The organism is Mesorhizobium sp. B3-1-6 (genome assembly GCF_006439555.1).
Lineage (GTDB): Bacteria > Pseudomonadota > Alphaproteobacteria > Rhizobiales > Rhizobiaceae > Mesorhizobium.
Genome location: NZ_VFTM01000034.1, coordinates 1 through 25580, shown reverse-complemented (window position 1 = coordinate 25580; position 25580 = coordinate 1). Strand labels below are relative to the sequence as shown.

The following is a 25580-nucleotide window of genomic DNA, read 5'->3' as shown; positions in this document are numbered from 1 at the left end:
TTCCTCACTCTGGATATCCGACCTTAGGGTCGTTTCTTGCTATTGGAGGAGATAATGACCGTAAGGGAAAGCGGCAGGCAAGACCGAATGCGACATACCGTGGCGTAAATCGCACGTCGCATTTGGCCCAATCTGCCCTGGCTCAAACCAGGGCGCGGAGAATCGCCTGCTGGAAGCCGCGCTCGAAGACCAGTTTTTCACCCTCATAGGCTTCGATTCTGGCGCTGACGATGAAGTTGCCGGCGTCCGATCGCATCTCGGCAAAAGTTTCGGTCCGCACCGACCATTCATTGCGCGACAATGTCTGCGTCCAATGCGTGGCTCCGGTGGCCGACAGCGGGTCATTGGGATGGATCGTCCATGTCTCGCGCACGATGCTGCCATTGACCAACCCATGGTCGAGGTCGCGCACCTCGCCGAAATCGTCTGTTATGGAAAGCGTGACAAGACCGGTCTTCTCGTCGCGGCCGACGTGGCGTTCGGAATTCGCCGGCCGAATCGTCTCGGTCGCCCAGGGTGTCGCGCCTTCCGGCTCTGGAAACGAAACCTCATTGCCTTTCGCCAGCGGGCGCAACGGCAGCTTCAGCGTCGCCTTCGCGAGATCAAGCCGCACCGACTCCGGCGAGGGCCAGATCATCGGCCAATAGGCGGTCGAAACGGCGACGCGCAATTTGTGGCCGGCCGGCACCCGGTAGGCGCATTGGTCGAGCACGACGCGCGCCGAAACCGTCTCGCCGGGAATTAGCGCTTGCGGAAATTCATGCGAGTTTCGATGCGTGAGATTGAGCACACCATAGGAGATCAGCTCCGAGGCCCCATCGGGATGCACGTCGCAGAGGCGCACCGCGATGTTGGCCTGGGGTCGATCGGAAGCAACCCGGACCTCGAGCTCCGGCGCCCCGACGACGTCGATCGCCTCGCCGAGTTCAGGCTGGTCGAAACAAACCGAAAGCGCGTCATCGGGACGCTGGTCGCCCGGCAATTCCGGTCCGAAGGTGAAGGGAAAATACTCGCCGCCGGCAAGCCCGCAGGTCTGCGGCGACGCGACGATCGACGGCTTTGCGCCCGCGGAAATGAGTTCGATCGCCTCGACCTTGATGTTGGAGGACGGCCATTCCTGTTCCGCGACCCAGCGGCCCGGCCGCTCGGGATGCCAGCGCGCCGGCCGCACACTGTCCATGACATAGGCGCGATAGTCCGGATCGGCCTCGACGCCGGTCTCAGCACCCTTCAGCCAGCGGTCCCACCAGCGCAACGCCTCCTGTAGGAAGCCGATGGCCGGATTGGGCCCGGCGTAATGCGGGTATTTGTGGATCCAGGGGCCGACGATGCCTTTGACCGGCGATTGGATGCCGGTGACGAGATTGGAGATGGTGTTGCGGTAGCCGTCATGCCAGCCGCCGATCGACAGCACGGCCGCTTTCACCGCCGAAAAATCCTCGCAGATCGAGCCGCGCTTCCAATAGGCGTCGCGATGCTGGTGGCTGAACCAGAGCGGCAGGAGAAAAGACTGGTTCTCCAGCCGGCTGAGCCACAGGTCGCGCCAGCGATTGCCGCCGGCGATCGCCGGGTCCGGCGGCCGCGACGAATAGGACAGCATCGTCGAGGCCCAGCCGAAATTTTCCAAGAGCAGGCAGCCGCCCTTGTAATGGATGTCGTCGGCATAGCGGTCGACGGTCGAGCACAGGCTGATCACCGCCTTCAGCGCCGGCGGCTGTTTCGCGGCCACCTGCAGGCAGTTGAAGCCGCCCCAGGAAATGCCCATCATGCCGACATTGCCGTTGCACCAGGGCTGCGCCGCCGCCCAGGCGATGACGTCGCAGGCATCCTGCAGTTCCTGCTCGGAATATTCGTCGTCCATCAGCCCTTCGGAATCGCCATTGCCGCGCATGTCGACGCGGATCGAGGCGTAGCCGTGGCCGGCGAAATAGGGATGGGTGAGCTGGTCGCGAAAAATGGTGCCGTCGCGCTTGCGGTAGGGCAGGTGCTCGAGGATCGCCGGCACCGGTTTGTCGGCCGCGTCCTCGGGCATCCAGATGCGCGCCGACAGCCGGCAACCGTCCGGCATGGCGATGCCCATATCGGGAAATTCGACGACTTTTCGGGGGAATTCGGTGACGGTTTTCATGGGGCGCATAACGCCCCGCTGCGCTGCGACTTTCAATCGCCATTCGCGACTGGAGCAGCGAAATATGCGACCTGGGTCGTTAGCGAACGCACCCTCCGATCATCCAGCTTATTCTTGTGTCTCTCGATTAATTTGTGTATTACGTTTATTCACGTGGCCTGACGCAGACACACTGGATGATCTCGCCTGAAAATCGTTTGGGATGAGCCAAAACGGGTGACGAACCTCGCAAACCGGGGTCTCGACTTCTCCGATCTCGATATCGAGTTTTTTGCCACGTCAATCGTCCTCCCGGCCAAGGCCGGTCGGCTGAAGGCGATTGGAGAATTTGGAGGGATCATTCTCGCCGTGATCTTCAAGCCGCTTGGTTCCGAAGCGATCTCGGTGATCTCGATGCGTCATGCCAGCCGAAAGGAAAGGTCCGTGTATGAGCAACACTAAGTCACACATTCGGCGGCTTACCGATGCCGAGGAAGCCGAAATTCAAAGACAGATTGCTGCTGATCCCGAGGACGGGGAGGCGACCGACGAACAGCTGACACAAGCCAAGCCTTTCGCGGAAGTGCTCCCGGAGCTTTTCGAGAGCATAAGGCGTTCCCGTGGCCGACCGACCCTGGAGAAACCAAAGCAAGTCGTCTCCATCCGCCTGGACCAGGATGTCGTCAGAAAATTCAAGGCGACCGGCAAGGGCTGGCAGGCAAGGATAAATGAAGTGCTGAAAAACGCGAAGGTAAGGTAGGCTATACGCGTCAGTTCAGCGGAATGTCGTTCTCGGCCTTGCTGGCCTGATAGGCGCCTGACAGCTCGTCATAAAGCGTCGAAATCCTGCCGATGCGCGCTTCCAGACGGTTGCGTTCGGCCTCGGGCAAAGCCCGCACCAGCCGGCGGATGGAAAAACTTTTCCAATAGGCGTTCTCGGCATTGTAGCCGCCGGGGTCGAGGGTGAAGACCTCTTTCAGGATCTTGAGGTCGTGCGGGATTGCAAAACTGTCGCGTGAATCCTCATGGCTGAACAGGTAGTAGAAATTGTCGAAGCCGGTCCAGGTGATCGCCGACAGGCAGAGCGAGCAGGGCTCGTGGGTGGCTATGAATAGCGCGTCCTTGGTGTCGACGCGCTCGGCCTTTGGCATTTCGTAGAAGCGCTTCAGGCAATGCACCTCGCCATGCCAGAGCGGGTTTTCGATCTCGTTATTGGTCTCGGCCAGCACCAGCGAGCGGTCGTCCTTCCGCAGGATCGCGGCGCCGAACAGCTTGTTGCCATGGGCGACGCCTTCGGCGGTCTTGGGCACGATGTCGTGCTCGATCACGTCGAGCAGGCGGTCGATCAGCGAAATGTCGGTCATGGAAATCGCGAGCTTTCAGGAGAGGTGGATCTCGTATGGATGCGAGAAATAAAATTCTTCAAGATTGGAGCCGTCGCCGCCGCGGTCGACGATGAGGAAATCCTGTTCTTCGCCGATCGGCGTCAGCACGCCGTGCCAGAGGTTGCGGCGGTAATTGATGCCCTGTCCCGGACCGGCGAGAAAGGCATGCGGCTCGCCCGGCCCATCCTCGCTGTCGTGGCAGACGACCACCAGGAACGGTCGCGGCGACAGCGGGATGAAGGCCTGGCTCCCAAGCGGATGGCGCTCGACCATGGTGAGCTTCAGCGGCATCTCATAGGGCGTGCCGCGCACCATCGAGATCAGCACGCGCGCGTTCGGTCCGGCGGCCTCCGCGGTGGCGAGGTCGTGATAGCGCATCGCCTTGCCAGCATTGATCGGGTAGCGGTTGTCGCCGCCCATGTCGATGACATCGCCGAAGGGCGCGAAGTTCTCGCGCGTCAGCGGTCGGGCGACGATGCGGCTCACCGCCCTTTGCCCCCAAGATAGCCGCCCCCAAAATAGCCGCCAAGCCTGGCGTGACGGTTGACGTCCTTGTACAGCAGATAACGGAAATTACCGGGGCCGCCGGCATAGCAGGCCTGCGGGCAAAAGGCGCGCAGCCACATGAAGTCGCCGGCTTCGACCTCCACCCAGTCCTGGTTGAGGCGATAGACCGCCTTGCCTTCGAGCACATAGAGCCCGTGCTCCATGACATGCGTCTCGGCGAAGGGGATGACCGCGCCCGGCTTCAGCGTCACGATGGTGACGTGCATGTCGTGGCGCATGTCGGCCGGGTCGACGAAGCGGGTCGTTGCCCAGCGCCCCTCCGTGCCCGGCATCGGGCTCGGCGCCACATCCTGGTCGCTCGAGAAGAAGGCTTCCGGCGCGTCGAGGCCGTCGACAGCCTCATAGGCCTTGCGGATCCAGTGGAAGCGGGCAGCAGTGCCGCTTTCGTTGCGCACCGTCCAGCCACTGGATGGCGGCAGGAAGGCGAAGCCGCCGGGGGCAAGCACGTGTTCTTTGCCGGCAAGCGATACGGTGAGTTCGCCCTCGACGACGAACAGCACGCCCTCGGCGGCGGCATCGAGTTCCGGCCGCTCGCTACCGCCGCCGGGCAGAACCTCGACGATGTATTGCGAAAAGGTCTCGGCGAAGCCCGACAGTGGCCTTGCGATGATCCAGGCCCTCGTCTTGTCCCAGAACGGCAGCGGGCTGGTGACGATGTCCTGCATCACGCCCTTGGGGATGACAGCATAGGCTTCGGTGAAGACGGCGCGGCCGGTCAAGAGCTCGTTCTGGCCGGGATGGCCGCCATGCGGGGCGTAATAGGTTCGCTCGGCAGTCTTGATCATATCCATGGGGTCCTGGCCCTCAAAACATTACAATGGAAGCATGTCTTTCAGCCGAAGCAGGGCGATGCGTTCGACCTGTCTGCAGGCGGTTTCGAACTCGGTGCCGCGGCTGTTGCCGATCCGCGCCTCGAACTCCGCCAGGATTTCGTCCTTGCTCTTGCCCTTGACCGCGATGATGAAGGGGAAGCCGAAGGTGGTGACGTAGGCGGCGTTGAGTTTCGAGAACAGCTCGCGCTCCTTGTCGGTCAGCGCGTCGAGCCCGGCTGAGGCCTGCTCCTTGGCCGATTCCGGCGTCAGGCGCCTGGCCTTGGCCAGCTTGCCGGCGAGGTCCGGGTGGGCGTTCAGCACGGAAAGTCGTTCGGCTTCGCTCGCCGCGCGGAAGACGCGGCAGAGCGCGTTGTGCAGGCCGCCGGCGCTGTCATGCGCCGGGCCGAGCTCCAATTCGTAGGCGCGCTCCGCGATCCAGGGCGAATGCTCGAACACGCCGCCGAAGGCATGCACGAATTCCTCGAATTCCATCCGCGACGGACGCAGCGCCGGCGCCTCGTAGGGGTGCGTTTCGCGCCAGTGTTTGGCGATGTCGATGCGCCGCGTCAGCCATACCTTGTCGTGCGACTTCACATAGTCGACGAAGCGCTTCAATGCCGCCACCCGCCCGGGACGGCCGACCAGCCGGCAGTGCAGGCCGATATTCATCATGCGCGGCCGGCCTGCCTTGCCCTCGGCATAGAGCGTGTCGAAACTGTCCTTCAGATAGGCGAAGAACTGGTCGCCCGAGTTGAAGCCCTGCGGCGTCGCAAAGCGCATGTCGTTGGCGTCGAGCGTGTAGGGGATGATGAGTTGCGGTTTCTCCAGCCCGTCGCGGTCGAACCAATAGGGCAGTTCGTCGTCATAGGTGTCGGAGACATAGTCGAAGCCGCCTTCCTCGGCGACGAGCCGCACCGTGTTGACCGAGGTCCGGCCGGTGTACCAGCCGGTCGGGCGCGCGCCGGTGACCTCGTAATGCAGCTTGATCGCCTCTTCGAGATCGCGCCGCTCGTCTTCGGCCGCATGGTCGCGATAGTCGATCCATTTCAGCCCGTGCGAAGCGATCTCCCAACCAGCCTCCTGCATGGCGGCCACTTGGTCGGGCGAGCGCGCCAACGCCGTGGCGACGCCGTAGCAGGTCACCGGCACCTGCGCTTCGGTGAGCAGCCGATAGAGCCGCCAGAAGCCCGCTCGCGCGCCATACTCGTAGATCGATTCCATGTTCCAGTGGCGCTGGCCGACCCAGGGAGCCGCCCCAACGATCTCCGAAAGGAAGGCCTCCGAAGCCTTGTCGCCATGCAGCACGCAGTTCTCGCCGCCTTCTTCATAGTTGACGACGAACTGCACCGCGACATGCGCGCCGGCGGGCCATTTCGGGTCCGGCGGATTGGCCCCATAACCGCGCATGTCCCGATCGTAACGCATTGCCACTCCTGCCCGATGGTTGAGATGAAGATATCGAAAGGAGTGCGCACGCATTCCCCCGAAAATTTTTGAAAGTGCTTTTCGCCGCACTCCGCTCGACCGGGGCTTATGCATCGCCTTTAATTGGCGCACAATCGATCTGAAACGTATCGGGATGGGAGGCGGCCAGTGGCAGAAACGTCGAAAGCCGATGGCGGGCGTCTGACGACCCATGTGCTTGACACCGCGACCGGCCGGCCGGCAAAAGGACTGTCGATCGAGCTTTTCCGCATCGAAGGCCAAAGCCGCACGCGTCTCAAGACCGTGACCACCAATGACGACGGCCGCTGCGACGCGCCGCTGCTGGCCGACGCCGATTTCCTTACCGGCGAATATGAGTTGGTCTTCGCCGCTGGCGACTATCTGCGCGGCCAGGGTATCGACCTGCCCCAACCCGCCTTTCTCGATATCGTGCCGATCCGCTTCGGCATGGCGGAGCAGCGGCATTATCACGTCCCGCTCTTGATTTCGCCCTATGGCTACTCGACCTATCGGGGGAGCTGAGACATGGCTGAGACCCGCAATCAAATACGCTTTATCCTGAACGGCAGCGACGTGGCTCTGAAGGACGTCGCGCCCGATGCGACGCTGCTCGACTGGCTGCGGCTCAACCGCTCGCTTCGCGGCACCAAGGAAGGTTGCGCCGAGGGCGACTGCGGCGCCTGCACGGTGTTGGTCGGCAAGCTCTCCGCCGAAGGTCTCGTCTACGAAAGCGTGAATGCCTGCATCCGCTTCATGGGCTCGCTCGACGGCACGCATGTCGTGACTGTGGAGCACCTGCGCGGCGACGGTGAGAAACTGCATCCGGTGCAGCAGGCGATGGTCGATTTCCACGGATCGCAATGCGGCTTCTGCACGCCGGGCTTCATCATGTCGCTCTATGGCCTCTGGATGAAGACCCCCGATCCGTCCAACGCCGCGATCGAAAAGGCGCTGCAGGGCAATCTCTGCCGCTGCACCGGCTACGAGGCCATCATGCGCGCCGCGCACGCCATTTCGAGCTACGGCAAGGCGTCGAAGGATCCGCTGGCAGTGGAGCGCAAGGACATCACCGCGCGGCTGAAGGTGTTGCGTGATGGCGCCAGGGTCGAGATCGGGTCGGGCAAGGCGCGATTGATCGTGCCGGCCAGCGTCGACGATTTCGCCGCTTTGCTCGAAAAGGAACCGGGCGCTACCATCGTCGCGGGTTCGACCGATGTCGGCCTGTGGGTCACCAAGCAGATGCGCGACATCTCGCCGGCGATCTTCATCGGTGGCCTCGACGGCTTGCGTACGACGTCGGAGAAGGATGGCGTCATCACCATCGGCGCCGGCGTCACCTACACCGAAGCCTTCGAGACGCTGTCGAAGCGCATCCCGGCACTGGGACCGCTGGTCGACCGCATCGGCGGCGAACAGGTGCGCAACATGGGCACGATCGGCGGCAACATCGCCAACGGCTCGCCGATCGGCGACACGCCGCCGCCCTTGATCGCGCTCGGCGCGCAGCTGACGCTCCGCAAGGGCAAGGCGCGTCGCACGATACCGCTCGAAACCTTCTTCATCGCCTATGGCAAGCAGGACCGTCAGCCCGGGGAGTTCGTCGAAGCAGTCCAAGTGCCCGTGCCGGCAAAAGGAACGAAGTTTGCCGTCTACAAGGTCACCAAGCGCCGGGACGAGGATATCACGGCGACGCTCGGGGCTTTCTACCTGACCTTGGCCAAGGATGGCACGGTGGCCGACATCCGCATCGCCTATGGCGGCATGGCGGCGACGCCGAAGCGCTCCACTGCGGTCGAGAAGGCGCTGATCGGCAAGGCCTGGGATGAAGCGACGGTGGAGGCCGCGATGGCTGAGTACGCCAAGGATTTCACGCCGCTGACCGACATGCGGGCGACCGCCGAATACCGGGCGCTGGCAGCGAAGAACCTTTTGCTACGGTTTTATATCGAGACGACCGGAACGAAGGCGCCGTTCCAGGTCTCGCGCAACGAGGCGGCCTGATGCGTCCGCAATCCAACATATCGAGGCAAAGCGCCGGGCGGTCGCGAGTAGCGTCCTTCTCCCCGTTCACGGGGAGAAGATGCCGGCAGGCAGATGAGGGGCAGCGCCATCGTCGATCATCTCGCGCGAATTCGTCAACGTCTGCGCTGCCCCTCATCCGACCCTTCGGGCCACCTTCTCCCCGTGAACGGGGAGAAGGGAAGGAGGCAGAATGAACAAGCACGCCACACCCAGCCTCAAGGCTGAAAAGATCGTCGGCGGCGTCGCCACCGACCAGCGGCACGATTCCGCGCACAAGCATGTCAGCGGCACCGCCGTCTATATCGACGACATGCCGGAGCCCGCCGGCACGCTGCATGTCGGCCTCGGCCTCTCCAAGGTCGCGCACGGCGCGTTGAAGAGCGTCGACCTGTCGGCTGTGCGCGCGGCGCCCGGCGTGATCGATGTGCTGACCTATGCCGATGTCCCCGGCGAGAACGATGTCTCGCCGAGCAACATGCATGACGATCCGGTGCTCGCCGAAGCCAACGTGCAGTTTTACGGACAGCCGATCTTCGCAGTGGTTGCCGAGACGCGCGAGGAAGCGCGCCGCGCCGCGCGTCTCGCAAAAATCGAGTATGACGAGCTTCCGGCCGTCATCGACATCTGGAACCTCGATCCGGTCAAGGACAGGCAGGTCACCACGCCGCTGACCCTGAAGCGCGGCGATGCCGCCGCGGCGATCGCGGCGGCTCCCCGCCGCATCAAGAACCGCATGTGGCTCGGCGGCCAGGACCACTTCTATCTCGAGGGCCAGGTTTCGCTGGCAATCCCTGGCGAGGACGACGAGGTGATCGTCTATTGCTCGACGCAGGGCCCGAGCGAGACGCAGCATCTGGTCGCGCATGCGCTCGGCGTGCCGAGCCATGCTGTCACGGTCGAAGTGCGCCGCATGGGCGGCGGCTTCGGCGGCAAGGAAACCCAGGCCAACCAATGCGCGGCGATCGCCGCCATTGCCGCCAAGAAATTGAAGCGCGCGGTCAAGATCAGGCTCGACCGCGACGAGGACATGACCGCCACCGGCAAGCGGCATGATTTCGCCATCGATTATGAAGTCGGCTTCGACGATGAGGGCAACATCCTCGGCGTCGACTTCACCTATGCGCTGCGTTGCGGCTTTTCCGCCGATCTGTCCGGTCCGGTCGGCGACCGCGCGCTGTTCCACTGCGACAACGCCTATTTCTATCCGGCGGTGCACGCCAAGTCGGCGCCGCTCTACACCAACACCGTCTCCAACACCGCCTTCCGCGGCTTTGGCGGCCCGCAAGGCATGGTTGGCGCCGAGCGCGTCATCGACGAGGTGGCCTTCGCCGTCGGCAAGGACTCGCTCGAAATCCGCAAGCTGAACTTTTACGATCCCATGGAGGCGATCGGCGAGCGCAGCATCACGCCCTACCACCAGAAGGTCGAGGATTGCATCATCCAGCGCATCGTCGCCGAACTGGAGGAAAGCGCGAACTATGCGCGGCGCCGCCGCGAGATCAGCGCCTTCAACAACAACAGCCGGTTCGTCAAACGCGGGCTGGCGATGACGCCGGTGAAGTTCGGCATCTCATTCACCAAGACAGAGGCCAACCAGGCCGGCGCGCTGGTGCATGTCTATGCTGACGGTTCGGTCCACATGAACCATGGCGGCACCGAGATGGGCCAGGGCCTGCATCTCAAGGTGGCGCAGGTCGTGGCGGAAGAATTCCAGATCGATCTCGACCGGGTCAAGATCACCGCGACCACCACCGCCAAGGTGCCGAACACCTCGCCGACGGCCGCGTCTTCCGGCGCCGACCTCAACGGCATGGCGGCGCAGGACGCCGCCCGCCAGATCCGCAAGCGGCTGACCGACTTCGCCGCGGACAAATACCAGGTGCCGCACGACCAGGTCGTGTTCCTGCCCAACCGGGTGCGCATCGGCAATCAGGAAGTGGCCTTCAACGATCTGGTCAAGCAGGCCTATATCAACCGCATCCAGCTCTCGGCGGCCGGTTTCTACAAGACGCCGAAGATCCATTGGGACCGTAGCAAGGGCCGCGGCCATGCCTTCTACTATTACGCCTATGGCGCGGCCTGCTCGGAGGTCTCGGTCGACACGCTCACCGGCGAGTATGTCGTCGAGCGCACCGACATCCTGCACGACGCCGGCCGCTCGCTGAACCGGGCGATCGACCTCGGCCAGATCGAGGGCGGGTTCATCCAGGGCATGGGCTGGCTGACGACGGAGGAATTGTGGTGGGACGATAGCGGCCGGCTGCGGACGCATGCGCCGTCGACCTACAAGATCCCGCTCGCTTCCGACCGTCCAAAGATCTTCAACGTCAAGCTGACCGACTGGTCGTCGGCCTATGAGCCGACCATCCATCGCTCAAAGGCCGTGGGCGAGCCGCCGCTGCCGCACGGCATGTCGGTGCTGCATGCGCTGTCGGACGCGGTCGCGAGCGTGGCCGACCACAAGATCTGTCCGCGCCTCGACGCGCCGGCGACGCCGGAGCGGGTGCTGACGGCGATCGAGCGGTTGAAGCGGGAAGCCGAAAAGCCGGCCTAAAACGTGCAATTCGGCCGAAAAACACTATATTTTGGCGCTAGGGCATGATCCCGAAAAGTGGGAACCGGTTTTCGGAGAAAGATCATGCTCCAACAAAGAGTTAGATCGTGAGGGCGGTTCAACGAAACGCCATCACGATCTAGGAATGCAGACGATGAACTCGAAAGTGCAAAGCCTGAAGACGTTTTTCGGCCAAGCTGGCCGGGTCGCTCTCGTCGAGGTCGCGGCCACCAAAGGCTCGACACCGCGCGAGGCCGGCGCCTTTATGCTTGTCTCTTCGTCATCGATCTTCGGTACGATCGGGGGCGGTCAGCTCGAATATATGGCGATCGACAAGGCGCGGCAGATGCTGCGCTCCTCGCCTCGCGACAACGGGGAGGGTGAACAGGCCCGCATAGAGGTCGATGAGGTGTGCGCGACGCTCGACGTGCCGCTCGGGCCGGAAATCGGCCAATGTTGCGGCGGGCGTGTCGAGGTGCTGATCAGATTGGTCGATAGGACAATCAAAGAAAGGCTGATCGCCAACGCCGAAGCCGAAGAGGCGCATCTTCCGCATGTCTATCTCTTCGGCGGCGGCCATGTCGGCCAGGCGCTGGCCGCGTCGCTGGCATTGCTGCCAATCCATGTGGTAGTCGTCGAGACTCGATCCGATGCGTTGGAAGGCATGCCGGAAACGGTGGAGACGCGGCTGACGCCGTTGCCCGAAGCCGTGGTGCGCGAGGCGCCGGCGCGATCGGCCTTCGCCATCCTCACCCACGACCATGCGTTGGATTTCCTGATCGTTGCCGAGGCGCTGAAGCGCGACGACACCGCCTATGTCGGCATGATCGGTTCGAAGACCAAGAAGGCAACCTTCAGGAACTGGTTCCTGAAATCCGCCGAGGGCAGCGAGGCCCAGTTCGCCCGGCTCGTCTCCCCGATCGGCGGCAATGCGGTGAAGGACAAGCGGCCGCCGGTGATCGCCGCGCTTGCCGCCGCCGAAATCATGACCGCGCTGGTGTCGCGTGCCTCGGACACGCCAAGCGCGGCCAGTGCTGAAAAGGCGATGGCCGGCTGATCCGGCCGTCCAAGCAAGAACAGTTCCCGGTTATTCCTTTTCCTGCGTGTGCGCCTCGAGGAACCACAGCAATTTATCGAGCGAGCGAGAATAGGCGGTGAAGATATCGGCGGTGTCGGCATCGCCGGCGTCGTCCGCCTCGTCGATCGCTTCGCGGGTCAGCTTGGCCGCCGCCGCATAGCGGTCGATCAGCGCCGCCAGATGATCCTTGGTCTTGTGGATGTCGGTCGGATAGGGTTTTAGCCTGGTCGTCTTCGACACGTCCTGCGAGGTGCCATGCGCGGTGCCGCCGAGCTGGACGGCGCGCTCGGCGACGATGTCGACATGGCCGTCGATCTCCTCGCGGAATTCATTGAGCATCTCATGGATGGCGATGAATTGCGGGCCTTTGACGTTCCAATGCGCTTGCTTGGTGATCAGGGCCAGGTCGATGGCGTCAGCAAGCCTGGCGTTGAGCAGATCGATCGATTCCTTCTTGGCATCGGCTTTGAGGTCGTTCTTGGTGACGATGGCGTCCATGGTTGGCTCCTGTCGCGCTGCGTCGATGGCTGGGAACTGAAGGACGGCCCGAACGACCGCCAATCGTCAAAACGGCGATGGGTCGAATTTCGTTCCGCATTGGATTGAAGCGCTGGCTCCGATCGCAGATGTGACTGGCGCTCACCGCTGCTCGCCGCTTTCTTCATTTCCCAAGACGGCCCGAAACGTGTTTGTTGCGCCCACGCACAACGAGGCCAGGAACATGGATGTATTGAAGATCGCAGCATTTTCAGACGGCAACACCGGCGGTAATCCGGCCGGCGTGGTGATTGGCGAAGCCTTGCCCGATGCGGCCGACATGCAGCGCGTCGCGGCCGAAGTCGGCTTTTCGGAAACCGCCTTTGCCGCGCCCGAAGGCGATCAATGGCGCGTGCGCTACTTTTCGCCGGAGTCGGAAGTACCGTTCTGCGGCCACGCCACCATCGCGCTTGGCGCGGCGCTGGTCGGAAAATTCGGCGACGGCACTTTCAAGCTGACCCTCAACCAGGCCGACATCACCGTCGAGGGTTTTCGCAATGGCGCCAACTTTGCCGCCGCCCTGCGGTCGCCGCCGACGCGCAGCCGGCCGGCGCCGAAGGAACTGGCCGGCGAGGCGCTCGCCTTGTTCGGCTATGAGCCGGGCGATCTCGATCCCGCCATTCCGCCGGCGCTCATCCATGGAGGCGCCGATCATCTCGTGCTGGCGCTGAGGTCGCGCGAGGCGTTGGCCGCCATGGCCTATGATCTGAGGCAAGGCCAGTCCTTCATGCGGCGCGAAGGCCTGGTCACGATCCTCCTCGCCCACGCCGAGACGCCGCGCCTCTTCCACACGCGCAATCCATTCGCTTCCGGCGGCGTCTATGAGGATCCGGCGACAGGGGCGGCGACCGCGGCCTTTGCCGGCTATCTGCGCGATCTCGGCTGGCCGCATGGCGGCTCGATCGACATCGTCCAGGGCGAGGACATGGGCATGCGTTCGCGCCTCCATGCCGATATTCCGCCGGCCGCCGGCAGCTCGATCAGGGTGTCCGGAGCAGCCCGGCTGATGGATTGAACAAACTTAGATCGGCCGCTTGAGGCCGAGATGTTCGCGCAGCGTGCGGCCTTCATAGTCCTTGCGGAACAGCCCGCGCCGCTGCAATTCCGGCACGACCAGCGTCGCGAAGGCGTCGAGCTCGCCCGGGAACCAGGACGGCATGACGTTGAAACCGTCGGCGGCGCCGCCTTCGAAGCGGGCCTGCAACTCGTCGGCGATCTGCTCCGCCGTGCCGACGATCCGCCAATGGCCGCGCGCGCCGGCAAAATAGCGCGCGAGCTGGCGGATCGACAGGCCATCGCGACGCGCCTGCTCGATGACCAGCGCCTGCCGGCTCTTCATGCCTTCGCTTTCCGGCAGTTCGGGCAGCGGCCCGTCGATCGGGTAGCGGCGGAGGTCGGAGATACTGAGATAGCTGGAGAGCAGCGCCACGCCGACATCGTCGGGGATCAATTCCTGCAGCGCGTCGTATTTTGCGTGCGCCTCGGCTTTCGTGGCGGCCACGATCGGCGCCACGCCGGGCATGATCTTCACGTCGTCCGGCTGTCGTCCATAGGCGGCGAGCCGTCCCTTGAGGTCGTCGTAAAAGGCCTTGGCTTCCTCGAAAGTCTGCGCCGCCGAGAACACGACATCGGCGGTGCGCGCGGCAAGATTCTTGCCGTCGTCGGAGGCGCCCGCCTGCACCATCACCGGCGCGCCTTGCGGCGAGGGCGGGATGTCGAGTGGATCGCGCACGGAAAAGCTCTCGCCGTCATGGCCGGCGACGCGCCGATTCCACAACCCAGTGATCACCGTGGCGAATTCCCGCGCCCGCGCATAACGGTCGGCATGCGGCCGCAAACCCGTCGCGCCGAAATTCGCGGCCTCGATCGGACTGGCCGAGGTGACGAGGTTCCAACCGGCCCGACCGCCGCTCAGATTGTCGAGCGAAGCAAAAGTCCGCGCCAGGCCGTAGGGCTCGTTGTAGCTGGTCGATGCCGTGGACACGAGGCCGATGCGATCGGTCTGCGCGGCCAGCGCCGAAAGCAGGCTGATCGGCTCGAAGCCGATCGAGCGCGAGGTCTGGCTGGCGATGTTGATATTGGCCTCGCGCAGTCCGGCGGCGTCCTCGCAGAACACCATGTCGAACTTCGCCGCTTCCGCCGTGCGCGCCAGCGCGATGTAATGGTCGATGTCGATGCCGGCTCTCACATGCGCGTCCGGATGACGCCAGGCGGCGATGTGATGGCCGGTCGCCCACAAAAACAGGCCGAGCTTCATCTGACGCGCGCTCATGGCTTGCTATCCTCACTCAACCCAAGGCGATCGCGCAGCGTTTTGCCCGGCTGTGCTTTGGCAAATCCGTGTCGCTTGAGTTCCGGCAGCAATCGCTCGACAAAAGCCTCCACGGCGGCAGCCCGAGGCTGCACAGTCAGAACGATACCGTCGCAGCTGGATGACAGGCATAGGTCCTCCAGACTACGGCCATCGTGTTCGGGCCCCGCATCGGCCATCGCCAGCACCTTGATCGTCACCGGGTCGCGCCCTGCTTCGTGCGCCCTGCGTTTGATCTCATCGCGGGTCGCTCTCGCGCCCGACGGTTCAAGCTTGTCCAGCAGCACGACATCGGCGCGGCGGCTGGCGAAATCGAGCTCCGTCCCTGCCAAGCCGGACATCACCAGCACTGGCACGTCTTGCGGCGAACGGGCGACATTGAGTGGCCCGCGCACCGAGAAGAATTCCCCGGTGAAGTTCGCCGGGTGCATCTTGTCTGGATCGTGGAAGCGGCCTGATGCCTTGTCGAACAACAAGGCGTCATGTTCCCAGCCGATCCACAAGAGCCGCACAATGTTGATGAACTCCCAGGCGCGGCGGCGAAAATCATCGTCGGAGAAACCTTCCGGCCGGCTGAAATTCGCAGCTTCGCGCGGGGTCTGCGCCGTCGTGGCGTTCCAGCCGATGCGGCCATGGCCGATGATGTCGAGCGAGGCAAAGCGGCGCGCCAGGTTGTAGGGCTGATGCGCGAGCGTCGAGGCGCTGGCGACGAGTCCGATCCTGTCGGTCACCGTCGCCAAAGCGGCCAGCAGCGTGGTCGCTTCGAACGGGCTGCTCGATGGCTTATCGGCGGAGTCGGAAATGATGACCATGTCCACGCCCGCCGCTTCCGCCTTGCGCACGAAGCTGCTGATCTGGTCGAAGTGGAGGACGTCTTGTCCGTCGGCGGCGGCGATGTTGAGCGAAATGGCGAGATGCATGGTGCGGTCCTTCGGTCGCCTTGAAAGCAGCCGCTTTGGCTACCAACCTAGGCTCGCTTTCGCGCAAGGCAACGGGAGCAAGTGGACCACCGGACTGTCACTTGCCAGCCAGCCTTCGCGTGTGTCGAGATGGAGGTCTTGACGGCCCGAAGGCGATTAGCCTGAACGCCCATCACGTCATCATTCTGTGGCGGAGCAACGAGCGAAGCGACGCGGCGCAGACCATAGAATCCGTTCCGTGACTTCGAAGCGTTGCGACGGTGCAGAATTCTGCTCCGCAGCACCCTACGATCAAAGTCACGGAATGGATCCTCGGGTCTGCGCTCCGCTTCGCGTCGCTCCGCCCGTGGATGACGACGTCACGGATGCTTCGGCCAATCGCGATACAACGCTACCAGCCCTTACTTTCCGGCCAAGAGGTCCTTGATCAGCCGCTGGCAGCGCTCGGCCATGAAGTCGAGCAGCAGCCGCACCTTCGGGTCCTGCAGCTTCTTGTGCGGATAAACGGCGGCGAATTGCACCGGCGTCGGCGGCGCCTGGGGCAGGATCACCTTCAGCCGCCGGTCGCGGATGAACGGCTCGACCTCGAAACGCGGCTTGTTGATGATGCCGCGCCCCGACAAAGCCCAGCCGGTCAGAACGTCGCCGTCGTCGGTGTCGTAGGGACCATGCACCTCGAATTTTTGCGGTCCGTTCGGCGTCTGCAGCGTCCAGACATATTCTCGCGCGCCGGCATAGCGCAGCATCAGGCAGTCGTGCTTCTTGCCGATCAGTTCCTGCGCCTCGGCCGGCTCGCCGCGCGCTTCCAGATATTTCGGCGCCGCCACCAGCACGCGCTCGCATTCCATGATGCCGCGCATCCTGAGGCTCGAATCCTCGATGATGCCGAGCCGGAAGGCGACGTCGATGCCTTCCTTCATGATATCGACATTGTGGTCGGAGAGCCTGAGCCGCACCTCGATATCGGGGTATTTGTCGTGGAAATCCGGAATGCCGGAAGCGATCAGCCGCCGGCCGAGGCCGAGCGGCGCCGTGACCCTGATGGTGCCGCGCGGCTGGCCGGAAAGTGCCGCGACCGCGGCTTCCGCTTCGGTGATCGCGTCCAGCACCTGCTTGGCGCCGGTGTAGAACACCGTGCCGTGCTCGGTCGGCATCAACTGCCTTGTGGTGCGGTTGAACAGCCTGACCCCGAGATGCTTTTCCAACTCCTTGATGCGGTTGGAGGCGACCGCCGGCGAAATGCGCATGTCGCGCCCCGCCGCCGACAGATTGCCGAGCTCGACGACACGGACGAAGACGGCAATGTTGTCGAGATAGGCCATGCGGCGGCTTCCGTGGCTCTGAAAAGGCTGGGCAAAGCAACCCTAGTATTTTTTATTTTTTTTTGAAAGTCATCGCGCACCTCGCCTCTTTTCGTTTGCGCGCCAGCCCGTAAAGTCCCTCTCATCGGCAAGGACGAGTTCCCAGGGGCCACTCGATGACGGATTTCGCGATTTTCTGGGACTGGCTGAGTTTTGCGGTCCGCTGGCTGCATGTCGTTACCGGCATCGCCTGGATCGGCTCGTCCTTCTATTTCGTCGCCCTCGATCTTGGGCTCCGCCAGCGTCCCGGCCTGCCTGCCGGCGCCTTCGGCGAGGAATGGCAGGTGCATGGCGGCGGCTTCTACCATATCCAGAAATATCTGGTGGCGCCGGCCGAGATGCCGGAGCACCTCACCTGGTTCAAATGGGAATCCTACGCCACCTGGCTGTCGGGCTTCGCCATGCTCTGCGTGGTCTATTATGCCGGCGCCGATCTCTTCCTAATCGACCCCAACGTGCTCAACATCTCGGTGCCGGTCGGCATCCTTCTGTCGCTGGCCACCATCGGCGTCGGCTGGATCGTCTACGACCTGCTCTGCCGCTCACCGTTAGGTAAAAGCGATACCGGGCTGATGCTGGTGCTCTACTGCGTGCTGGTGTTCATCGCCTGGGGGCTTACACACCTCTTCACCGGCCGCGCTGCCTTCCTGCATCTCGGCGCCATCACCGCCACGATCATGTCGGCCAATGTCTTCATGGTCATCATCCCCAACCAGAAGATCGTCGTCGCCGACCTGATCGCCGGCCGCAAGCCAGACCCGAAATACGGCAAGATCGCCAAGCAGCGCTCGCTGCACAACAACTACCTGACCTTGCCGGTCCTGTTCCTGATGCTGTCGAATCATTATCCGCTGGCTTTCGGCACCCAGTTCAACTGGGTCATCGCCTCGCTGGTCTTCATCATCGGCGTGCTGATCCGGCACTATTTCAACACGGTGCATGCGCGAAAGGGCAACCCGACCTGGACCTGGCTGGGCGCCGCCGTGCTGTTCATGATCATCATCTGGCTGTCGACCGTGCCGAAAGTGCTGACCGGCGAGCCGAAGGCTTCCGCCGCGTCGGCCGCCGCCCAGGTCTACATCGCTTCGGCCCACTTCCCGGCCGTGCGCGACACCGTGCTCGGGCGCTGCTCCATGTGCCATACGGAAGAGCCGGTCTATGAAGGCATCTACCATGCGCCGAAGGGCGTGCTGCTCGACACCGACGAGCGCATCGCCGAGCATGCGCGCGAGATCTATATCCAGGCTGGCCGGGCGCATGCCATGCCGCCCGCCAACGTCAGCCACATAACCGACCAGGAACGGGCCCTTCTGGTCGCCTGGTTCGAAGGCGCCGGAAAGTGAGCATGACATCGAAACTTCTGCGCGGCCGCACGCTCTCCTTCCTGCGCTGGCCCGAAGCGATAGACGACCATTCCGCCTGGCGCTACGAGGAGGATGGCGGGTTGCTGATCGACAACGGCAAGATCGTTGCCGCCGGCTCCTATGCGGACGTCTTGAAGAAGGCGGGCGCCGGTGTCGAGACGATCGACCATCGTCCACATCTCATCCTGCCGGGCTTCCTCGACGCCCATGTGCATGTGCCGCAGATGCAGATCATCGCCTCTTACGGCGCCGAGCTGCTCGACTGGCTGAACAAATACACGTTTCCGGAAGAATCGAAATTCCAGAACGCGCAGCACGGGCGCCGCATCGCCAGGCTGTTCCTCGACGAGATGTTGCGGCATGGCACGACGTCGGTCGCTGCCTATTGCTCGGTGCACAAATCTTCCGCCGAAGCCTTCTTCGCCGAGTCGCATGAACGCAACATGCTCAACATCGCCGGCAAGGTGATGATGGACCGCAACGCGCCGGACGGCGTGCTCGACACGCCTCAGACCGGCTATGACGATACCAAGGCGCTGATCGCCGAATGGCACGGCAAGGGCCGCCAGCTCTATGCCATCACGCCGCGCTTCGCCATCACCTCCTCGCCCGAGCAGATGGAGATGGCCGGCGCGCTGTGCCGCGAATATCCCGATCTCCACATGCAGACGCATCTGTCGGAAAACCACGCCGAGATCGCCTTCACCCAGGAGCTCTATCCCTGGTCGCGCGACTACACCGACGTCTATGAGCATTACGGCCTGCTCGGCAAAAAGAGCCTGTTCGGCCACTGCATCCATCTTTCCGAGCGTGAGGCCGATGCGCTGTCGCGATCGGGTTCGGTCGCGGTGTTCTGCCCGACCTCCAATCTTTTCCTGGGCTCCGGCCTGTTCGATTATCAGCGCTATCGCCGGCGCGAGGCACCGCTCAGGATCGCGGCCGCCACCGATGTCGGCGGCGGCACCAACTATTCGATGCTGCGCACCATGGATGAAGGCTACAAGGTCATCGCGCTGAACGGTGAGAAGCTCAACCCTTTCCAGTCCTTCTGGCAGTTGACGCGCGGCAATGCCGAGGCGCTGTCGGTGGCCGACAAGGTCGGCACGCTGGACGAAGGCACCGATGCCGATCTCGTCGTGCTCGACGCCCACGCCACGCCGGGCATGCGGCTCAGGATGGAGACGGTGGAAACGCTGGCGGAAGAACTCTTCCTGCTGCAGACGCTGGGCGACGACCGTGCCGTGCGCGAGGTCTATGTGGCGGGGCGGCCGGCGAAGAGCGCCATTGCGGCGTGAGCTTTGATGCGCTCTCGGCTTGACCCGGCGTCAGTCATCGGCCAAAGCGTGCCTCGACGCTGACAGGGGAACGCCATGGCCACCGCCGACGACATCGCTCTGATCAAGAAACAGGAAGCCACGCTGGTCTTCCCGGCCTTCGACGAGGCCGTCGCTTTCAAGATCGGCTCTGTCATCAGGGACCGGGCGCTGAAGGAAAACCTGCCTGTTATCGTCGACATCAGGACCTTCGACCGGCCGCTCTTCTACGCCGCGATGCCGGGCTCGAATGCTTCCAATCCCGACTGGGCGCGGCGCAAGATCAACGTCGTGAAGCGCTATCTGAGAAGCACCTATCGGCTGGTGCTGGAGCAGCAGCGACCGGACCGCACGTTCAAGATCGGTGAGGGTCTGGACATCGCCGACTATGTGTTGGCCGGCGGCGGCTTCCCGGTCACGGTGAAAGGCGCCGGCGTCATCGGTGTCATCGCGGTCTCGGGCCTGCCGGAACGCGAGGATCATGGCGTCGTCGTCGACGCGCTTTGCGCTCATCTTGGCATCGATGCGAGCGGGCTCGCGCTGCCGCCGGAAGAAAAATGACCGACCCGAAAAGCTTCCTGACGTCGATCTTCAACGCCGCCGTCGCCGCCGCCGACCCGGAAAGGACGATCCGCAGTCATTTGCCAGCGAAGCCGAAGGGCCGCACCATCGTCATCGGCGCGGGAAAAGGCTCGGCGCAGATGGCGGCAGCCTTCGAGAAGGTCTGGGACAGTCCCGTCGACGGCCTTGTCGTCACCCGCTACGGTTACGGTGCCAGATGCGAGCGTATCGAAATCATCGAGGCGGCGCATCCGGTGCCGGATGCCGCCGGCCTGGAAGCCTCGCGCCGGCTGCTTGAGAAGGTACAGGGCTTAACCGCTGACGATCTGGTGGTAGCGCTGATCTCCGGCGGCGGCTCGGCTCTGCTGCCGTCGCCCGCTGCCGGATTGACGCTCGCCGACGAGATCGCCGTCAACGAGGCGCTGCTTGCCTCCGGCGCGCCGATCGCGGCGATGAACACTATCCGCAAGCATGTCTCGACCATCAAGGGTGGACGCCTGGCCGCGGCCGCTCATCCGGCGCGCGTGGTGTCGCTGGTTGTCTCCGACATCCCCGGCGACAACCCGGCGCTGGTTGCTTCGGGACCGACCATTCCCGACACAGGCAGCCGCGAGGATGCGCTGGCGTCGATCGCCGCCTATGGCATGAAGCTGCCGGCTTCGGTAATGGCGCACATTCAGTCGTCGGCGGCGGCCGCGCCGCGCCCGGACGATCCGCGCTTCGCCGGCAACGAGGTGCACCTGACCGCCTCGGCCGGCGTGTCGCTGGAAGCGGCTGCCGCCGAAGCGAAGCGGCAAGGCATCGAGGCCGTCATCCTGTCGGATTCGATCGAAGGCGAGGCGCGTGAGGTCGGCGGCGTGCATGCCGCGATCGCGCGCGAGGTGGCGACCCGCAATCGCCCCTTCGCCAAGCCCGTGCTCATCCTCTCCGGTGGCGAGACCACTGTGACCTTGCGCGCCAAGGGCAAGGGTGGCCGCAACTCGGAATTCCTGCTTGCCTTCGCCATCGGCATCGACGGCGTGAACGGCATACATGCGTTGGCCGCCGACACCGACGGCATCGACGGCTCCGAGAACAATGCCGGCGCCTTCGCCGACGGCTCGACCGTGGCGCGCATGCGGGCGGCAGGCGCCGACGCCAAGGCAATGCTTGCCGGCAACAACGCCTGGACGGCGTTCAATGCGGTCGGGGATTTGTTTGTCCCGGGTCCGACCGGAACGAACGTGAATGATCTGAGGGCGATTCTTATCCGCTAGCGGCAAAGCTTCAAAGGTCGTCATTCCAGGGCGAAGCAGGAGCGAAGCTCCGTCGCGAAGACCCTGGAATCCATTCCGTGACCTGAACCGTAGGATGCAGCGGAGCAGAACTCTGCACCGTTGCGGCGTTCATGCGTCACGGAATGGATCCTCGGGTCTGCGCGCGTCGCTACGCTCCTTGCTCCGCCCGTGGATGACGAAGCGACGAGCGTTTCGGCCAATCTCCTAAGTCGCAGGATACGTGCGTCTACGCGAGGCTCGTTCGGGCGCCTAAATTGATCACGCTCTCATCAGCCCTTTCACCTTCCGGATATCCTGCAAAAACCGGTCCCTCTCCGCCTCCTTATCCTCCTGATCGCGGATGCGCAGGATGAAGGAGGGGTGGATGGTCACAAACACGCGCAAGCCATCCTCGCGCTCGATCACATCGCCGCGCATCTTGGTGATCGGCACGGCCTTGCCGAGCAGCGACTGCGCCGCCGTCGCGCCGAGCGCAACCACGAGGTTCGGCTTGACGAGGTCGAGCTCCTTGTCCAGCCACCAGCGGCAGGCCTGGATTTCGCCGGCATTGGGCTTCGAATGGATGCGCCTCTTGCCGCGCGGTTCGAATTTGAAGTGCTTCACCGCATTGGTCACATAGACCTTGCGGCGATCGATTTCGGCGTCGTCCAGGGTGCTGTCGAATATTCTGCCGGCCGGGCCGACAAATGGCTTGCCGGCCAGATCCTCCTGATCGCCTGGCTGTTCGCCGACGAAGACCACGTCCGCGCTTTCCGGTCCTTCGCCGAACACGGTCTGCGTTGCGTCATGCCAAAGCGGGCAGCGGCGGCAGCCTTTCGCCTCTTCGCGCAACTCCGGAATGTCTTCGGCTTCAGGCGCCACCACATCGGCCGGCTCGGGCGTCGGCCAATGCTTGACCTTCACCTTGGCATGGTGCGGTGCTGGGGTGGTTGGCATCCGGGCGATCATCTCTGACGCGGCTCTGTCTGCTCCTGCTATCAAACCTGGAATGAGCGAGGCCACGGGAAGGTTCCGCCAATATTTCTTCGGCATCTCCTGCCGTCGCCAAAGCGCGATCGCCGCGCCTGTCAGGCCCTGTGCTCAAACCTCGTGCAGATAGAGATGATAATCCAGCTCGCTGACGGTGCGGGCGACACGCAGATATTCCGCCTGCTTGATCGCCACGAAGGTGCGATGCAGGTCGGCGCCGAGCGCTGATTTCAGGAAATCGGAGCCCCTGGCCGCCTCGATCGCGGCGCGCCAGTCGGCCGGCATGGTCGACTTCTCCGGGGCCTGCTCGTAGCCATTCCCGGTCGTCTCGGGGCCGGGGTCCAGACCCTCATCCAGGCCTTTGACGATGCCGGCCAGCACCGTTGCGGCGATCAGGTAGGGATTGGCGTCGACGCCCGACGGCCGGTGCTCGATGCGGCGGTTCTTGGCGTCGCCCGCCGGCACGCGCAGCGCCACCGAGCGGTTGTTGACGCCCCATGTCGGCGCCACCGGCGCGTAGGATTGGGCGACGAAGCGCCGCCATGAATTGGCATGCGGGGCAAACACCAGCATCGATTCCGCCATGGTGTGGATGAGGCCGCCAAGCGCATTGAGCAGTGTTGGCGACCACTTTTCACCGGCGGCCTCGGTGAAGACGTTCCGGCCCGCATCGTCCTGCAGCGAGACATGGAAATGCATGCCCGAGCCGGCATAGGCCTCGATCGGCTTGGCCATGAAGCAGGCGGTGACGCCGTGCCGGCGCGCCTGTGCCCGCACCAGCCGCTTCAGCATGACGAGGTCGTCGGCTGCCCGCATCACGTCCTTGCGATAGTTCAGCGTCAGCTCGTACTGGCCGGGCGCGTATTCGGAAATGACGGTTTCGGCCGGAATGCCTTGCGCCTTGGCCGCCGCGTAGATGTCGGAAAACAGCGGCTCCATGCCATGCAGATGGTCGACCGAATAGACCTCGGTCTTGGCCGAACGGCGGCCGTCGAGCACCGCGCGGGCGGCTTGCACCTTGCCGTCCGCGTCGCGTTCGTTGGCAAGGAGAAAAAATTCGAGTTCGAAGGCGCCGGCCGGATGCAGGCCGCGTGCCGCCAGCAGTTCCACCTGCCTTGCCAGCACCAGCCGTGGGTCTGAGGTCATCGGCTCGCCGTCGAGGTGGTGCATCGACATCAGCACCTGGCCGCGCGGCGGTTTGGTGCCGAAGAGCGGCGCCAACGTGCCTGGGATCGGCCATGCGCGCAGGTCGCCGTCGCCAGTGTCCCAGACCAGCCCGGTTTCGTGCACGTCCTCGCCGGTGATGTCGAGGCCGAGGATCGAGATCGGAAGATGCCGGCCGCTCTCGAAAATGCCCATCAGCTCGTGCCGGCGCACGATCTTGCCGCGACCGATGCCGTTGGCGTCAGTAAGCACGATGTCGAAAGCCTCGATCTCGGGATGCGCGTCGAGAAAGGCCTTCGCCTCGGCGGGCGTCGAGCCGGAGGGCGAAGTTGTTACGGCGTTCGGATTGTCCATCGCCGCTTTTCTCACGCCGTAAGCCTTGCCGCAACCGCGGCGAAGGCGGCGATCAGCCGGCTCACTTGCGCTGAAGTCGTTGCCGGCGAGATAAGCATCATGTTGTGGAACGGCGCGATCAGCACGCCGCGGTTGACCAGCGCCACATGGATTGCGGCCTCCAGCTCAGGCGCATGCGCCTTTTCCGCCTCGCCGCCATTCCCGAGCGGCCCGGGCGCGCAGATGAACTCGACGCGGGCGCCGACACGCGCCACATGCCAGGGCAGCTTGTTGCGCGCGATGACGGCGGTCAGTCCAGCGTCGAGGCGGCGCGCCAGCCGGTCCATATGGGCATAGGCCTCCTCGGTCATCACCTCTTCCAGCGTCGCCCGCATCGCCGCGAATTGCAGCGGGTTCGCCGACAGCGTCGTGCCCATGCCGGAATAGCCGGGCTCCTTCACCCGGTTGTAGGCGCCGTAGCGCGTGGCGACCTCCTCGCTCATGCCCCAGATGCTCGCCGGCACGCCGCCCGCTACCGGCTTGCCGAGCACGAAAAGGTCCGGCTCCAGCCCGTGCTTGCGCGTATAGCCGCCGGGGCCGGTCGAAATCGTGTGCGTCTCGTCGATCAGAAGCAGCGTGCCGGCATCGCGGGTAAGGCGGCGCAGCGCGTCGTGGAAACCAGGTTCCGGCAGCACCATGCAGGAATTGGTCAGCACCGGCTCGGCGATGACGCAGGCGACGTCGCGGTCAGCCAGCGCTGATTCCAATGCGGCAACATCGTTGAATTCGACGACCTTCGTTGCCCGTGTCAGGTCGCGGAATTCGCCGGCCAGGCCCGGCCGGTTCACAGGCTTGCCGTCGATCAGCTGCACCATCGTCTCGTCGACCGAGCCGTGATAGCAGCCGTTGAAGACCAGGATCTTCTCGCGCCCGGTCACGGCACGGGCGACGCGCAGCGCGAAGCGATTGGCGTCGGTGGCGGTCGTGGCGATCTGCCAGTAGGGCAGGCCGAAGCGCTGCTGCAGCAGCGCGCCAATCGCCAGCGCATCCTCGCTGGGCAGCATATAGGTCAGCCCGCGCCCGGACTGCCTGCGGATGGCGCGGGCGACCGCCGGCGGCGAATGGCCGAGCATCGAACCGGTGTCGCCAAGGCAGAAATCGTCGAGCTTGTTGCCGTCGATGTCGGTGATGGTGGCGCCTTTCGCGCCCTCGACCAGGATCGGGAACGGCGTCGGCCAGTCGGTCATCCAGTGCATCGGCACGCCGCCGAGAAATCCGGCGATGCCGTTGCCCAGCTTCGCCTCGGATTTCGGCCGTGCCTTACGGAAGGCGGCCGCCTCTGTCTCGCGCAATTCGGCGATGCGGGCGACGTCGATGCCGCCGATGGAAGTTTGGTCGATTGAATGCATGAAGCCCCCTCAGGCAGTAGGCAGTAGGCAGTAGGCAGTAGGCAGTAGGCAGTAGGCAGTAGGCAGTAGGCAGTAGGCAGTAGGCAGTAG

At 64.0% G+C, this 25580-nt stretch carries 23 protein-coding genes; 11 read left to right on the top strand and 12 right to left on the bottom strand.

Annotated features, from left to right (window positions below; translation table 11 throughout):
* Window positions 1-142: 142 nt before the first annotated feature.
* The gene (locus FJ414_RS25495) at window positions 143-2128 is read right to left on the bottom strand and encodes a CocE/NonD family hydrolase (protein ID WP_140647139.1); all 1986 of its coding nucleotides are present in this window, start codon (window positions 2126-2128) and stop codon (window positions 143-145) included.
* A 186-nt stretch (window positions 2129-2314) separates the two neighbouring features.
* Here FJ414_RS25495 and FJ414_RS25490 point away from each other — a divergent pair, with 186 nt between their 5' ends.
* Both FJ414_RS25490 and FJ414_RS25485 read left to right on the top strand, forming a co-directional pair.
* Window positions 2315-2569, top strand: a complete 255-nt coding sequence (locus tag FJ414_RS25490) for a BrnT family toxin (protein WP_140647138.1) — start codon at window positions 2315-2317, stop codon at window positions 2567-2569.
* A complete protein-coding gene (locus FJ414_RS25485; RefSeq protein WP_140647137.1) occupies window positions 2556-2867 on the top strand; it encodes a BrnA antitoxin family protein in 312 nt (103 codons plus the stop codon). The genes FJ414_RS25490 and FJ414_RS25485 overlap by 14 nt, the downstream gene beginning before the upstream one ends.
* 10 nt (window positions 2868-2877) lie before the next feature.
* On the opposite strand, the gene FJ414_RS25480 is transcribed toward FJ414_RS25485, so the two are convergent.
* Genes FJ414_RS25480 through puuE form a run of 4 tightly spaced genes read right to left on the bottom strand, consistent with a single transcriptional unit; the run spans window position 2878 to window position 6296 of the window.
* Window positions 2878-3471: a nucleoside deaminase gene (locus tag FJ414_RS25480; RefSeq protein WP_140647136.1), complete on the bottom strand. Its 594-nt coding sequence runs from the start codon at window positions 3469-3471 to the stop codon at window positions 2878-2880.
* 15 nt (window positions 3472-3486) lie between these two features.
* The gene (locus tag FJ414_RS25475) at window positions 3487-3978 is read right to left on the bottom strand and encodes an ureidoglycolate lyase (protein WP_140647135.1); all 492 of its coding nucleotides are present in this window, start codon (window positions 3976-3978) and stop codon (window positions 3487-3489) included.
* A complete protein-coding gene (locus tag FJ414_RS25470; RefSeq protein WP_140647134.1) occupies window positions 3975-4850 on the bottom strand; it encodes a bifunctional allantoicase/(S)-ureidoglycine aminohydrolase in 876 nt (291 codons plus the stop codon). Before FJ414_RS25470 ends, FJ414_RS25475 begins: the two co-directional genes overlap by 4 nt.
* A 21-nt stretch (window positions 4851-4871) precedes the next feature.
* Window positions 4872-6296 carry an allantoinase PuuE gene (gene puuE / locus FJ414_RS25465; protein WP_140647133.1) on the bottom strand — a complete coding sequence of 475 codons (1425 nt, stop codon included), beginning with the start codon at window positions 6294-6296 and terminating at the stop codon, window positions 4872-4874.
* Between the two features lie 168 nt (window positions 6297-6464).
* On the opposite strand from puuE, the gene uraH reads away from it, so the two are divergent.
* The 4 genes from uraH (at window position 6465) to xdhC (ending at window position 11950) form a co-directional block, all read left to right on the top strand.
* Complete coding sequence (gene uraH, locus FJ414_RS25460; protein WP_140647132.1) at window positions 6465-6839, top strand: hydroxyisourate hydrolase; 375 nt, start codon at window positions 6465-6467, stop codon at window positions 6837-6839.
* 3 nt (window positions 6840-6842) lie between these two features.
* The gene (gene xdhA, locus FJ414_RS25455; protein ID WP_140647131.1) at window positions 6843-8318 is read left to right on the top strand and encodes a xanthine dehydrogenase small subunit; all 1476 of its coding nucleotides are present in this window, start codon (window positions 6843-6845) and stop codon (window positions 8316-8318) included.
* A gap of 211 nt (window positions 8319-8529) precedes the next feature.
* Window positions 8530-10893, top strand: coding sequence for a xanthine dehydrogenase molybdopterin binding subunit (xdhB, locus tag FJ414_RS25450; RefSeq protein WP_140647130.1), 2364 nt, complete (start codon window positions 8530-8532; stop codon window positions 10891-10893).
* Window positions 10894-11047: 154 nt separating this feature from the next.
* Complete coding sequence (xdhC, locus tag FJ414_RS25445) at window positions 11048-11950, top strand: xanthine dehydrogenase accessory protein XdhC (protein WP_140647129.1); 903 nt, start codon at window positions 11048-11050, stop codon at window positions 11948-11950.
* A gap of 30 nt (window positions 11951-11980) precedes the next feature.
* Here the strand turns inward: xdhC and dps are convergent, their stop codons facing one another.
* On the bottom strand, window positions 11981-12469 hold the full coding sequence (dps, locus tag FJ414_RS25440) for a DNA starvation/stationary phase protection protein Dps (RefSeq protein WP_140647128.1): 489 nt from the start codon (window positions 12467-12469) through the stop codon (window positions 11981-11983).
* Between the two features lie 223 nt (window positions 12470-12692).
* Between dps and FJ414_RS25435 the strand changes: the two genes are divergently transcribed.
* The gene (locus FJ414_RS25435; RefSeq protein ID WP_140647127.1) at window positions 12693-13523 is read left to right on the top strand and encodes a PhzF family phenazine biosynthesis protein; all 831 of its coding nucleotides are present in this window, start codon (window positions 12693-12695) and stop codon (window positions 13521-13523) included.
* A gap of 6 nt (window positions 13524-13529) precedes the next feature.
* On the opposite strand, the gene FJ414_RS25430 is transcribed toward FJ414_RS25435, so the two are convergent.
* From FJ414_RS25430 to FJ414_RS25420, 3 genes are all read right to left on the bottom strand, one after another.
* Window positions 13530-14780 (bottom strand): LLM class flavin-dependent oxidoreductase, encoded by a 1251-nt coding sequence (locus FJ414_RS25430; RefSeq protein WP_140647126.1) that lies wholly within the window; start codon window positions 14778-14780, stop codon window positions 13530-13532.
* Window positions 14777-15739 carry an LLM class flavin-dependent oxidoreductase gene (locus FJ414_RS25425; RefSeq protein WP_140647125.1) on the bottom strand — a complete coding sequence of 321 codons (963 nt, stop codon included), beginning with the start codon at window positions 15737-15739 and terminating at the stop codon, window positions 14777-14779. The genes FJ414_RS25430 and FJ414_RS25425 overlap by 4 nt, the downstream gene beginning before the upstream one ends.
* Before the next feature lie 401 nt (window positions 15740-16140).
* Window positions 16141-17061: a LysR family transcriptional regulator gene (locus tag FJ414_RS25420; protein ID WP_140545059.1), complete on the bottom strand. Its 921-nt coding sequence runs from the start codon at window positions 17059-17061 to the stop codon at window positions 16141-16143.
* A 155-nt stretch (window positions 17062-17216) separates the two neighbouring features.
* Here FJ414_RS25420 and FJ414_RS25415 point away from each other — a divergent pair, with 155 nt between their 5' ends.
* The 4 genes from FJ414_RS25415 (at window position 17217) to FJ414_RS25400 (ending at window position 21594) form a co-directional block, all read left to right on the top strand.
* A complete protein-coding gene (locus tag FJ414_RS25415) occupies window positions 17217-18443 on the top strand; it encodes a urate hydroxylase PuuD (RefSeq protein ID WP_140647124.1) in 1227 nt (408 codons plus the stop codon).
* A gap of 2 nt (window positions 18444-18445) precedes the next feature.
* Window positions 18446-19759: a guanine deaminase gene (gene guaD, locus FJ414_RS25410; RefSeq protein WP_140647123.1), complete on the top strand. Its 1314-nt coding sequence runs from the start codon at window positions 18446-18448 to the stop codon at window positions 19757-19759.
* Between the two features lie 75 nt (window positions 19760-19834).
* Window positions 19835-20338: a heme-degrading domain-containing protein gene (locus FJ414_RS25405; RefSeq protein WP_140647122.1), complete on the top strand. Its 504-nt coding sequence runs from the start codon at window positions 19835-19837 to the stop codon at window positions 20336-20338.
* On the top strand, window positions 20335-21594 hold the full coding sequence (locus FJ414_RS25400; protein ID WP_140647121.1) for a glycerate kinase: 1260 nt from the start codon (window positions 20335-20337) through the stop codon (window positions 21592-21594). Before FJ414_RS25405 ends, FJ414_RS25400 begins: the two co-directional genes overlap by 4 nt.
* A gap of 279 nt (window positions 21595-21873) precedes the next feature.
* Here FJ414_RS25400 and FJ414_RS25395 read toward each other — a convergent pair whose 3' ends face one another.
* From FJ414_RS25395 to FJ414_RS25385, 3 genes are read right to left on the bottom strand one after another with little or no spacing between them, the layout of a single operon-like run.
* Window positions 21874-22647 (bottom strand): UdgX family uracil-DNA binding protein, encoded by a 774-nt coding sequence (locus tag FJ414_RS25395; RefSeq protein WP_181181711.1) that lies wholly within the window; start codon window positions 22645-22647, stop codon window positions 21874-21876.
* 48 nt (window positions 22648-22695) lie between these two features.
* Entirely contained in the window at window positions 22696-24102 is a 1407-nt protein-coding gene (locus FJ414_RS25390) for a glutamine synthetase family protein (RefSeq protein ID WP_140647119.1), read from the bottom strand.
* A gap of 11 nt (window positions 24103-24113) precedes the next feature.
* Window positions 24114-25490 carry an aspartate aminotransferase family protein gene (locus tag FJ414_RS25385; protein WP_140647118.1) on the bottom strand — a complete coding sequence of 459 codons (1377 nt, stop codon included), beginning with the start codon at window positions 25488-25490 and terminating at the stop codon, window positions 24114-24116.
* Between the last annotated feature and the right edge of the window lie 90 nt (window positions 25491-25580).